11 protein-coding genes and 1 riboswitch are annotated in these 12,424 nt (G+C 37.7%); of the genes, 8 read left to right on the top strand and 3 right to left on the bottom strand.

Annotation, left to right across the window (positions count from 1 at the left end):
- The first annotated feature begins 387 nt into the window (after positions 1-387).
- The 4 genes from ABES02_RS23570 to ABES02_RS23585 all read left to right on the top strand — a co-directional run bounded on the left by ABES02_RS23570 (position 388) and on the right by ABES02_RS23585 (position 3,009).
- Positions 388-1,179: a hypothetical protein gene (locus tag ABES02_RS23570; protein ID WP_430140159.1), complete on the top strand. Its 792-nt coding sequence runs from the start codon at positions 388-390 to the stop codon at positions 1,177-1,179.
- 419 nt (positions 1,180-1,598) lie between these two features.
- Positions 1,599-2,195, top strand: coding sequence for a competence protein ComK (locus ABES02_RS23575; protein WP_430140160.1), 597 nt, complete (start codon positions 1,599-1,601; stop codon positions 2,193-2,195).
- A 42-nt stretch (positions 2,196-2,237) separates the two neighbouring features.
- The gene (locus tag ABES02_RS23580; protein ID WP_430140161.1) at positions 2,238-2,459 is read left to right on the top strand and encodes a helix-turn-helix domain-containing protein; all 222 of its coding nucleotides are present in this window, start codon (positions 2,238-2,240) and stop codon (positions 2,457-2,459) included.
- A 283-nt stretch (positions 2,460-2,742) separates the two neighbouring features.
- Positions 2,743-3,009 (top strand): helix-turn-helix domain-containing protein, encoded by a 267-nt coding sequence (locus ABES02_RS23585; RefSeq protein ID WP_430140162.1) that lies wholly within the window; start codon positions 2,743-2,745, stop codon positions 3,007-3,009.
- A gap of 116 nt (positions 3,010-3,125) precedes the next feature.
- Here the strand turns inward: ABES02_RS23585 and ABES02_RS23590 are convergent, their stop codons facing one another.
- Together ABES02_RS23590 and ABES02_RS23595 are read right to left on the bottom strand one after the other, a co-directional pair.
- A complete protein-coding gene (locus ABES02_RS23590; protein WP_430140163.1) occupies positions 3,126-3,635 on the bottom strand; it encodes an REP-associated tyrosine transposase in 510 nt (169 codons plus the stop codon).
- Positions 3,636-5,171, bottom strand: coding sequence for a YifB family Mg chelatase-like AAA ATPase (locus ABES02_RS23595; protein WP_430140164.1), 1,536 nt, complete (start codon positions 5,169-5,171; stop codon positions 3,636-3,638). It abuts the gene before it with no gap.
- A gap of 731 nt (positions 5,172-5,902) precedes the next feature.
- Between ABES02_RS23595 and ABES02_RS23600 the strand changes: the two genes are divergently transcribed.
- From ABES02_RS23600 to ABES02_RS23615, 4 genes are all read left to right on the top strand, one after another.
- Positions 5,903-6,205: a transposase gene (locus ABES02_RS23600; protein ID WP_430140165.1), complete on the top strand. Its 303-nt coding sequence runs from the start codon at positions 5,903-5,905 to the stop codon at positions 6,203-6,205.
- A 5-nt stretch (positions 6,206-6,210) separates the two neighbouring features.
- A complete protein-coding gene (locus ABES02_RS23605) occupies positions 6,211-7,071 on the top strand; it encodes an IS3 family transposase (protein ID WP_430140170.1) in 861 nt (286 codons plus the stop codon).
- Between the two features lie 39 nt (positions 7,072-7,110).
- Complete coding sequence (locus tag ABES02_RS23610) at positions 7,111-7,458, top strand: hypothetical protein (RefSeq protein WP_430140166.1); 348 nt, start codon at positions 7,111-7,113, stop codon at positions 7,456-7,458.
- A 525-nt stretch (positions 7,459-7,983) separates the two neighbouring features.
- A riboswitch (cyclic di-GMP riboswitch) is annotated at positions 7,984-8,067 on the top strand.
- Positions 8,068-8,099: 32 nt separating this feature from the next.
- Positions 8,100-11,141, top strand: a complete 3,042-nt coding sequence (locus tag ABES02_RS23615; protein ID WP_430140167.1) for an Ig-like domain-containing protein — start codon at positions 8,100-8,102, stop codon at positions 11,139-11,141.
- Positions 11,142-11,685: 544 nt separating this feature from the next.
- Here the strand turns inward: ABES02_RS23615 and ABES02_RS23620 are convergent.
- The coding region (locus tag ABES02_RS23620; protein ID WP_430140168.1) for a transposase at positions 11,686-12,424 on the bottom strand (739 nt) is incomplete at its 5' end.

Below are 12,424 nucleotides of genomic sequence, written 5' to 3' on the forward strand. Positions count from 1 at the left end.
AGAATGAATGTAGCTTAGAAAATATGAGTATCAGAGTAATATCCCTTTCGGGATATGATCACATAAAATTCAGATGCATGAGGCATCCTCCTTCAAAATTTCCTACCAAAATATAACCTATTTGCTCAGTTTCGACTGGCTAAAAAACAATCTCTTCATCCCTTATAAATTGATAGCAAAAACAACTAAAAATGCAAAAAATGCCTTCAAAAATCGTTTTTGAAGGCTTTTTTTGACGTTTAGACTCCAAAATGGCTTCAAAAACGAAATTTGGCAATTCGATTCATTCAACTAAACCCGATATCGTAGAAGTGCAAATGGCGGTGATTTTCACAATAACCCCGCACAAAGGATAACTTGTACAAAGCGATGAAAGGGTGTCATGGAATGGTTGGTATTAAATCTGGTAATTTGGAAGGATTCAAGGAGTTTTCGCAGTTCAGTTCTCTTCAGGAATTTAATCATCATATGGAAATGTGGTTATTAGAACACAAGGATGAATTCTCAAAAGGGGAATTGATCGGATTAAAGAGGCTCGTGCGCTTTGCTGCCAAAATCCCTGGTGTTTGCAATGCCAAAATCGGGACTATCTTAAAAGCGATTCACGAACAATATCATGATAACGGCATTTCACGCTCTACCTTTAAACGCATGGTTTTGAAAGCAACAGAATTGGGGATCATCTCCGTCTTTGAAACGGAAAGAAAAAACGGTTCACAGTCCAGTAACTTATATCAATTTAATCGTTTTCCATCGAATGAACCACCCAAAGAGGAAAAAATGAACCACCATAATGAAACTAGTAATCTTTTAAAAACAAGCAATCAACAGATAAATAAACGTAAGAAAGAACCGTCAACATTAGATGCTACCTATGTTAGTGATCGAGTTCCACAGCCTTTTGTAAAGCTGGTAAACTACTTCTTTCCAGAAGCAAAGATGATTGAAGAGTATTGGCGAATGACACAGATTGCTGCCTACCAAAATAATAGTGAAAAGGAAACAGACCGAGTTCTGGAAGTCGCAATCGAATCCTTTAAACAGTTGATACGGAAATTAAAGTTCAACCGAGACGTCAAAAATCCTATCGCCTATTTTTATGGAGTTTCGAACAATAAGTTTTTCCAGCGTTATTATGAGGATCTCTATGAAAAATTTGATATGTTTTCTACAGAATAAAAAGCAAGTGAAGCGATTAAAGCCTAAATTTCTTGCATTACCGAAATTCGACAAAATCCGTCCATTATATTTTCAATCAAACGATTGATTAGTTTATGAATAGCTATTATTCAATAAGGAGTTTTATCCAAAGACACATAAAAAAATTGTCGCATTTTCGTCACTATTTTCTCGAATTTTGCAATTTATGTTAACTATAGTAGATAGTCAAAAAGTCCCAGTTGCTATTTAATAGATTTGTAAGGTAACCGCTTACATATAATCAAAATTGATTTCAGTCCTAATACGGTATATAAGCAGATTTCCTCACAAATAAGAAATATTTTTAAATCGATGCAATCGCAAGGGAGGTAAGTAGGAATGTTTTAAACTTCAGAGTATATTCTTCTAGAATCCACACCAGAACAGCTAAAATCAAATTGATAGCAATTAAGGAGTGGAGAACCATTTTTATTAAAAACTATTTTATTGATCAGAAAATGATTCTAATGATGGGTGAATATGACCAATATGGGAAGCTGTGTACGAGGGCCATGGCAGGAAAATCATCTTTTCTAGTGGATAGAAGTCCATTAAAAATTTTAGACGATACATTAAAAAACATAGGCTTTGATTTAAGAGGGGCTATGGCAGGAGCGAAATTTCTCCTTAATAAAAAAGTTAAGTGTCCAATCATGGTGAATCCCTATCAAGGAATTTATCTCTTTCCAAACAAATCACCATTTAAAAAGGAATGCATCTGGTTCAACCCAGAACATATTGTCAAAACCAAAGCAGTCGGTAAAAAGACAATCGTTGAATTTAGCAATGGCCATTCCATATTATTAGATTCAAAATTACCTAACTTTAACAGCAAAATACAGTCGGCTAATCAATTAAAGCGCCTTTCGATTGAAAGAGGCACTAACCAAAATCCGATTACCTTTTATCTTGCGAAAGACAACAACCAGTTGATCAAAGAGAAAGCAGGTAAATATAACTTTGGCGTTTTAGAAGATGAGAAAAGCCAGGATTAAATAAGAAGGCTGGACCACATCAATTAAATGAGGAGAGATGTTTTGAAGAATTATGGAATGGTATTAAAAAGATTGAGAAAAAACCTGAGCATTTCACAAGAGGAACTTGCGGGGCGCAGCTCTTTAAATCGGTCATTTATTAGTATACTCGAACGAGGTCATCAGCACCCTGGTCTAAATACCATTGTAGCCATAGCTTTCGGCCTTGGTATGAAAGCATCTGAATTTATTATGGAATTGGAAAATGATCGTGAAAGTGATTGAATGCTTGGGTAGAATTCAAGCTCAAAGAATTATCGAGTTTCTAGATACTCGAAGCATCGAAAACTACAAAAGGAATACATTCCAAGTATCAGCGATTAAGCAGATACCTATAAATGGGCATCTACTTTAGGTTTCCTGAAATTGGAACACCACTTACACCTATGACAAACTCTAAATTAGTAAGCATTGAGCAAAATTGTTTCCTTTGTCAAACTTTTGTCTAGTATACTACGTGGTTCATTCTCCTTACTCATTATCTAATGGGGTAAAAAGGAGAATCCCCTTGAATAATGGCACTGTAAAATTTGGCAAATTAATAGAGGATTTAAGGCGTTCTAGAAGGCTCTCACAGGAGGAATTGGCATTTCGATGCAATATCGGAAGGAATTCCATGAGTTACATAGAAACAGGTAAGAGTTTACCTAGTTTAGAAACCTTCGTAAATATTGCAATAAACCTTGAAATGAACCCTGATGAATTATTTGTGGAAATTCAGGAACGTGGCATCTTAGAAGAAATACTTAAAAAGGCAAATAAACCTAAAAAATGACTCCATAGGGACGGTTCGCCTGGTTTTGAAGAGGTTAGTGTCAACCCACTAGAATCGTCCCCATGGTCTCTTAACTTAAACAGAAATTAATATGGATTGGCAGTACTTCTCTTTTTTTAATTTGTTGTCCCTTCGTAGTAATCTAATATACTATTGATGTTCATAAAACAAGGTTGAACCGCCCCCGGTTGCTGAAATAAATAGTAGCTGCTCCACGGATAATATTCCGGTTTCCTGACCATTTTTGCTTCAACTGGATTGAGATGTATGTAGCGGCTGACTTCTAGCATACCTTCTTTGTCGTCTATGATTTTATCATAATAACGTTTTTCAAATACATGCCCTGTTAAACAGTACTTTGTATTATAGTAATTGGCATATCGTTTGTTAATAAGGGACATGAGTTTTGAGAAGGGCATTTCTGGTGAGCGGATTTGCAAGTGATAATGGTTGGTCATTAAACAATAGGTGGCCATTTCAAAAGGAGTTTTTTCATGTAACTGATCCAGGATATGAAAGAATGCATTAAAATCAGTTGAATTTCGAAATAGAGGATCGCGGCGATTCCCCCGGCAGATGATGTGATAAAAGCGGTTTGGTATCCATATTCTTTTCTGACGTGACATCTACGTTTCCCTTGCCACAGAATGCTTTTTATGTTGGCCCCATCTTCTTAATTTCATAGCTTCCCAAAAAGAGATATCAGATATTTTATCCTCGCCGGCTAAATCGGCAATCGTTCTAGCAAGTCGAACAATTTTGATTTGAACCCGATTGCTCCAGTTTTGCTTTACGGCCACATTTGTAATCATTTTTTGCTGGTCACTAGTTAATGGACTTGTGTCTGTTAAGACTTCAAATGGGACTCTAGCATTTGAAATTTCAGTTTGATAGCGTAAATACTGAAGCGATCTGGCTTCTTCTATCCGCTTTCGAATTTCACTCGAGGACTCTTGATGCTTGGTTGGCTGATTTAAGTTTATCGATTGCAGCGATAATAGAATATCAATCCGATCATACACCGGTCCTGATAATCTGTTTCGATAGGTTTGAACTTGCTTTTCTGTACATGTACAGTAATGATGATTAGATCCGAGGTACCCGCATGGGCAAGGATTCATCGCGCCAATAAGGATAAATGATGAAGGATAAGTCACTGTTGAATGGGCTCTGCTAATGGTTACTTGTCCGGTTTCAAGGGGCTGTCTGAGCATATCAATGGTTTTCTTGGTGAATTCGGCTATTTCATCTAGAAACAATACACCATGATGAGCAAGTGAAATTTCCCCAGGCCGTGGTGTTGATCCACCTCCAATAATGGAAACCGAAGAGGCGGAATGATGTGGATGTCTATATGGTGCATGAGAATATAGGTTTCGTCTTTCCCCCGCGAGTTGATAAAGGCTTAACACCTCTAGCTGTGCCTGGTTAGTTAAGGCCGGTAATATCGAAGGAAAGGTCTCTGCCAGCAAGCTTTTTCCGCATCCCGGTGGTCCGCTCATTAGAACATTGTGTTCACCCGCAGCGGCGATTTCTAGTGCTCTTTTCGCTTGTGTATGGCCAATTACATGACAGAAATCTTTTAGTGGGGGGCTAGAGAAAAGAGGCATTTGCTCGTTCGAAGTAAATATAGGCAGTAATGGCAGAAGTTCTTGTCCGTCAATTTGCTGTACTACTTCTTCAATATGTTGAACAACAATACATTCCAAGTCTTCTATCATATTAAACGGTATTGTCGGATCATACGGGAGGTAAACTTTTTTTACTCCAAGGTTCTTTGCGGATATCAATGCCGGCAGCATCCCTTCGGCTTTTACAATGACCCCATCAAGTGATAAAGCACCAATAAAGACTGCTTCATTCGGAATTTTACATTTTATCACATTCAGTTCCTTTAAAACAGCAATCGCTATGGCTAAATCAAATAGCGGCCCATTTTTCTTCTGTTCAGATGGCGATAGATTGACAACAACCTTCTGATCTGTGACATCTACCTTGAAGTGACTAATGGCAGCTACCACCCTTTCTCTGGACTCCTTGACCGACGCATCTGGCAAGCCAACAATCACCATCGATTCTGTACCCGGTGAAATCTTCACTTCCACTTGAACACGATATCCTTCCAGTCCTTTTAGACCGATACTTGAAACTTTAACCGTCATAAAAAAACCTCCAAATAAATATTGAATTGTTCCTCTAAAACAAATTGAAAAGTCATAGAAATGAACTCAGATAATTAGGAAAAAATGTGGGGTGATGGTTAAAAGAAAATAAGAAGAGTAGTAAAAATGAGGTTTCTACAATTAAATTTCTACAGAAACAACTAAAATCCTTCAAAAGGTTATAAAAAAGATTCCTAAAGTTAATCAACCTTTGACAAAATTCGAGTGGCGACAGGCACCGGAACTCCGACACCACCGGAATCACTTTTAATTAGGAATTTTTTTGTATATAATAGACATATAATAAAAAAGAGAAGTGCTGCTAACACTTCTCCATGCAACCTCTACCGTTAGGGTGATGGTTGTTAAAGTTGGTTATTTGAGCGAACCACCCTTTTGCTTACGGCGTAGGGTGGTTTTCTTGTTTTCTAGAACGTTTTTCCGAAAGAAATAAGCACTAACTTCACGCAAAATTCCTTTTAAAATCTCTCGTAGAATTTCAAGAAAAGTTTCCTGGAAACATCACCTCCTTCCTTAATAAAGGAAAAGATGATCAACAACCGGCCACCCTCACAATATTCAGTTGCAACTCTATTCTATCATTTTCTAATAAAATAAAACCCTATCAATCTTCGACAAATATCGGGCGGTGACAGTGGTTGACCCCCTTATAATGGACATATAGTATAGATTAAAACACGACATATCTGCATCTCAGGGGAACAACTAGAATGGCCAAAAAACATACAAGTGTCGAAATTAAAATAGAAGCAGTACAACAAATTCTAGAAGGAAAGAAATCAGTTATAGAAGTGGCGGACGATTTAGGCCTACACCGTGATACTGTGAACCGGGGGGTTAATTTATATAAAGAGAACGGCGAGGACGGACTTAAAAATCCTAACTCACACCAATCGCCTCAATCTAAAAATAATAGTCAAAAAGTGAGAGCGTTAGAGAAAAAACTAAAAGAAAAAGAATTGGAGAATGAGATATTAAAAAAGTTCCAGGCCTTTCTCAAGGAGAACGAATAAGCAAGATATTTGAGGCTATTACGTACTTGAGGAAGGATTATTCAGTTCGCCTACTTTGTTCTGTCCTGGGAGTTTCTCCAAGTGGTTATTATTCCTATCTTAAAAGACCAAAGGCTCAGGTATCAGCTAAAGACCGTGAGTTACTGACCAAGATAAAAAGGGTCTTTTCTCTTCACCAAGGCACCTACGGCGCAAAACGAATTGCCAAGTATTTATCTGCCAAGGGGACGCTTGTTAACCATAAAAAAGTAGCTCGCATTATGAGAGAATCAAATATCAAAGCAACTGTACGACGTCCAAAGACTACCAAAGAATCCAAAGGAAAGGCTGCTGGTTATGTCTATGAAAACCTCCTGAATAGAGACTTCGAAGCCACTCATCCAGATCAAAAATGGGTGACGGATATGACTGAGGTTTGGGTGGAGGATAAGAAATATTACATTTCAGCGTTAATGGATTTATTTAACCGTGAATTACTCGCTGTACAGGTTAGCTCCAGTCCAAACAAAGAGCTTATTAAAGCTACAATTGAAGCTGCTCAAAAAAGAAGAAAATTAAAATCATTAGAGGGCGTTATAATCCACAGTGATCAAGGAAGCTTTTACCGATCTTTCGAGCATAATAAACTAGTGAAGAAATTAAAGTTCACTCCTAGTATGTCCCGAAAAGCTAACTGTTGGGATAACGCCGTTATTGAAAGCTTCTTTTCTCAGCTTAAAACAGAGTTTCCTTGCTTCTACGAAGTAAAACTTCCTTCCTTTGAGGAAGATTTAAAAAGATTTGTTCGATATTACAATGAGAAACGAATCCAACAAAAACTCGATTCATTTCTCCTAAAGATTACTATCGTAAGTACCAAAAAATAGCATAATGTCGTATTTTAAATATGTCTATAAATTGGGGGCTTGACCACAGGCACCGGAACCACAAAAGCAGCGATCGATGTTCTTGAAGATTCCTTATTTACGATGGAATCCCTAGCCGCATTGGATGACAAGGCAGAGGGATTGTTGCTCTTGCTATATCCTGATAACGTTAAAGAATCACTTACAAAAGCGATTACTTACCTGGTAGAGGGAATAGATGAAATGAGAGCTACAATTGAACGTTATGATTCAATAATCGAGGAATCTGAACCAGAAAGCGGCGAAGGATATGTTGAAGGCTACATAGCTATGCTTTTAGAGGAAAAGATTAAGAAATTTGAAGCAGCTATTGTTTCAATTAAAAAAGCTCTAGACATTTTCATATGAACATTAAAAGAGAAGGCTCCCGTCCTTCTCTTTAAATATTTATATAACTCTCTTCCGCCTGATATGGATTTGCTATTTGCAAGGGGTTCTATTTTAACCATCACCATTATGTAGTTCTTTATTATTAACACGTTTTACATGCAAATATGGTTGACCATCTATTGAATTAATCTGTTCCATTAGTTTGTGTAGTATACTTCTCCACAACCTTTTGTTCCGCTTAACTTTCACCCACACGCTTTTTCCTTGAAACTCTCTGAATATATGATCCAAATGGACACGAATGAGATTCTGTGTAGAAGTTCTTTCTCCCACTTTAGAGTGGTGACAGGCACCGGAACCATTTTTTACGACTTTGTCGAAAACTTATGGAGGTTTGTCGAAGGGAATAAATACCTATTACCATTGGATTATTTTATAATATTCTCATAAAACGATGTTCGATATATCGAAGTTGCCACGAAATGTGTCAAAACATCGGGGATTACATAAAACTGGACAACCTATATTACGGTTCTAATCCAGTCTTATTAGGGAAGCGTTGAATTATAGCCTTTACCTGGACACTTGGGCTATAAGGAGCTACTAGTGTAACCGGCCCTCTTATTTACATTACTAATATAATAAGAGGAGAGCAAAAAATGAAAAAGAAACAGGTTAGAAAATTAGGTTCTGTCGTTCTGGCAAGCACCTTAGTACTAAGTCCAAGTGCACCGACCATCCTTGCTGCAACAACAACCCCTGCAAAAGCAGATGTTTCATCTTCAACAGGGAGAACAGATTTAGAAAAAACAACAGGTATTACTACCTTAAATCCCATTCCTGCCAGAGTTAACAATGCAAGTACAGTCAAGTTAAGTGGTAAGGTAGTCATTGATGGTCCAAAATTGGAACTGAAAGTAAATGGGAAAATAGTAAACGCCCAGATAATAAAATTGAATGACACTACCTGGACATTTGAATATGAGTACAACTTAAATCCAGATAATCTGGCTCAAAAGAAGGACGAAACGATTACGGTTGAAGCTTATACGGTTTACCAAAATGGTAAAACTGCCGGTGCCGTACATACTCTCGCAAAACCAGTAACCCAAACAGTCGATTTAACTCCACCAGACATCATTATTGCCGATTACTCTAAAGATTGGACGAATCAAAGCATTACAGTTAATGCAAGCATCAATGAAGAAGGTACTATGAATGCTCGCGGCCATACCTTTGATGAAAATGGCAGCTTTACCTTTACAGCTAAGGATAAAGCTGGAAATACATCTGAGAAAACAGTGACTATTGATAATATTGATAAAGTGGCTCCTGAGGCCAAGGTAACATACTCCACAACCTCACCCATTAATACAGACGTGGTAGCAACTATAGCACCTAATGATACTGTAACATATACTAATATTGATGAATTGCCTGAGACAATAAAGTTTGATAAAGATGCTAACACTCTAACCTTTTCAGAAAATGGCAGCTTTGAATTAAAGTTTGTTGATAAAGCCGGGAACCCTGGTTCCGTTCCTGTGTCAGTCCAAAATATTGATAAAGAGGCTCCAGTCGGTTCACTCACTTACTCAACTACTGATTGGACAAACCAAGATGTAACAGCAACGCTTACAACTACGGAGCCTGTTATATTTGAGAATCTAAATTTACCTGATACAGTTACATTTACTCAAGTTGAAGATTTAACGTATAATCTTACCTTTACTGAAAATGAAACGGTGAATTTGAATTTCGTTGATGCAGCTGGCAATAAAGGAACCATAGACGTTAATGTTGCAACCATCGATAAAGTGGCTCCTACAGCTGTTGTAAACTATTCAACTACTAAACTTACAAATCAAGATGTAGTTGTGACCATTGATCCTAGTGAAGAGGTAACGATTCTTAATAATGAAGGTTCTCCAAGTATAACCTTTACAGAAAATGGAACATATGAATTTATGTTTGTTGATAAAGCTGGAAATACAGGAGCAGCTCAAGTAAGTGTACAGAACATTGACAAAGTAGCTCCTGAAATTATGACTGGTGATTATTCAACCGATTGGACCAATCAAGATATAACAGTTACTGCGAGTATGAGTGAAGAAGGAACGCTTAATGAAACAAGTCATACCTTCACCGAAAACGGTAGCTTTACATTCGTAGCAACTGACCTCGCTGGTAATATTACAAGGCACACGGTACAAATTACTAACATTGATAAGAGAGCACCTGAGATTACAGTGAGACCTTATAATACTAATTGGACCAATCAAGATATTACTGTAGAAGTAACGATGGATGAGGAAGGCACCTTAAATACACAAAGTCATACTTTCACAGAAAACGGCGATTTTACATTCATTGCTACGGACCGTGCAGGAAATATAACAAAAAAGGTTGTAACCATTTCTAACATTGATAAGGTTGCACCAGAAATTAATGTTAACGATTATGTAAAGAGCCCAACGAATCACGACATTACTGTTAATGTCAGCATGAATGAGCCTGGCACACTAAATCAAGAAAGCTATACCTTCACGAAAAATGATGAATTTGAGTTCGTTGCGACTGACCTTGCAGGCAATGTAACAACAACGAAAGTGACCATCGATAACATCGATAAAGTGGCCCCTGTCATTACAGTATTAGATTATAATACTAATCCGACCAACCAGGATGTAATTGTTACCGCTTCAACTAATGAAGGCACCTTGAATACAACAAGCCATACATTCACTGAAAACGGTACTTTTAACTTTGTTGCAACCGATGCAGCAGGCAATGAAACAATCCATCCGGTTACTATCACAAATATTGATAAAACGGCTCCTGTCATCACTGTTGATCCTTACAATACAGATCCAACCAACGGAGATGTTGTCGTTACAGTATCTATGAATGAAGAAGGAACATTAAACACTACATCTCACAAGTTCACTTCGAATGGGGAGTTTGAATTTGTTGCTACAGATTTAGCTGGAAACGTAACGAGAAAAACAGTAAAAGTATCCAACATTGTGAAAACACCGCCGACCGTAAGCGGCATCATTAATGGATCAGCTTATAATACGGATGTCACTCCTACATTTAATAAGGGAACCGCCACTCTAAACGGCCAGCCATTTACTTCTGGAACAAAGGTTTCAGCGGAAGGCAGCTATACCTTAATTGTTACCGATGGAGTTGGTAATTCAACAACTGTATCATTTACCATTGATAAAACAGCACCTAAAGTAAGTGGTGTAGTTAACAATCAGTACTACAATGTTAACGTAACTCCTTCTTCCAACGAAGGAACAGCAACTTTAAACGGAAATACATTCCTTCTTGGAACAACTATTACTTCTGAAGGGTTTCATACCCTTGTTGTAAGAGACGCAGCTGGAAATCAAACAACTGTGTCGTTTACCGTTGATAAAACAGCGCCTAGCTTAGCAGCAGTTACTGCTTCTTATATAGGTAATGGCCAAGATAGAATGATAACTGTTTCAGGATCTGCAGAACCAGGGGCAAGCATTGTTGTTTATCAACAAAATGCTGGCGGTACGAAAGGTGATGTCCTTACTAGCGGAACAGCAGACTCACAAGGTCATTTTAGCTTTGCTATTAATACCCAAGGTTTGAATCTAATTGTAACTGCAACCGACAAGGCAAACAATACATCTGAAACCCCAGTTAAAGCAGATAAATAGAATTCAACAAGAAAGAATAGACTACCTTTTCTCCAACTTAAAGGAAAACAGGTAGTCTATTTTCATTTACATAATCAATAAACTTTAGGCTTGTAATTGCCGCCAGCACATTCTCCTTCTTCTTCAGCTTCCGAAAAAATCACCGAGCGGTCTATTCCTAACTTTTTTCAACTTCTGTAGCATAACCATTATACTGATCTACTACATGCTTAATATATCTTCCTTCCACAATCGAGGTAAAATGTTACTAACGCTTTGATATGACAGAAAGTTGATGAAATGGCTTGTCCTTAGTTTGATGGAAATATTGACCTAAAGAAAAAGGAAAGCAGGCAAATTTCCTGCATCCCTTGGGGACCAAATATCAACTTTATAGGTTTCGTTTGGTGGAGTGATTATATGATAAATTTCCTTATTTCTAAAAGCGAATCTAAATGATTCGCTTCAGAGTGTAGACAAAAGGCATCCGAATGTGAACATTCTGATGCCTTTTGTCCTTTTTATGCTTTTTATATCTTAGAACGGACCTCTCCGGAGGTCCATTTTACACCATTTCTGGACTTTTCCATGTCCAGCTGGCCATCTTCTTAAAATTCATGGATGCAAAAGTAAGCATCGCTTGCATGAACAATTTTTTTATGCCCCTTAGGGTTGTCCAACGCATACCATGCTTTTCTTTAGCATCTGCAAAGACACGTTCGATCGTTTCTTTACGTCTTGCGTAAATGCTTTTATTCTCTTGTGTATGACGAAGATGATCGGCTTCTTCCAAGTAGTTCTCCCACACATGCCGCTGAATGAGTTTTTTATGTTCCTTACTCTGAGTACACTCTGACAGCAAAGGACAAGTTTTACACTGAGTCGGATTAGAGAAGTATTGACGATAACCTTCTTTGGTCGTTGTTGCATATTTCAGTATTTGTCCTTGCGGACAAATATAACAATCGTAGTGTTCATCATATACATATTCATGTTTTTTCATATATCCGTCCTTCGTGCGAGGGCGAGTATATGGTAAAGCGGGTTTCATATCATTTTCAAATAGGTATTGGGCAATAGCAGGTGTTTTATATCCAGCGTCAGCAGCAACAGCTTCAGGTTTTCCATGGTTCTCAATTACCTTTTCCATTAGTGGTTCGAAGATGGCACTATCATGGATGTTCCCTGGCGTAACAATCGCTCCTAAAACAAAACCCTTGCGATCAGAAGCCGCATGAAATGAGTATGCAAACTGCTTTGTTCGCTCGTCCTTCACGTAATAGCCACTCTCTGGATCAGTAGTA

Source organism: Neobacillus pocheonensis, from assembly GCF_050477905.1.
GTDB lineage: Bacteria > Bacillota > Bacilli > Bacillales > Cytobacillaceae > Neobacillus > Neobacillus pocheonensis_A.

Excerpts from the sequence above, each read along its gene's own strand:
- ABES02_RS23570 (WP_430140159.1), top strand. The coding sequence starts at position 388 with ATGGTTGGTATTAAATCTGGTAATTTGGAAGGATTCAAGGAGTTTTCG.
- ABES02_RS23590 (WP_430140163.1), bottom strand. The coding sequence starts at position 3,635 with ATGTCACGTCAGAAAAGAATATGGATACCAAACCGCTTTTATCACATC.
- ABES02_RS23595 (WP_430140164.1), bottom strand. The coding sequence starts at position 5,171 with ATGACGGTTAAAGTTTCAAGTATCGGTCTAAAAGGACTGGAAGGATAT.
- ABES02_RS23600 (WP_430140165.1), top strand. The coding sequence starts at position 5,903 with ATGGCCAAAAAACATACAAGTGTCGAAATTAAAATAGAAGCAGTACAA.
- ABES02_RS23615 (WP_430140167.1), top strand. The coding sequence starts at position 8,100 with ATGAAAAAGAAACAGGTTAGAAAATTAGGTTCTGTCGTTCTGGCAAGC.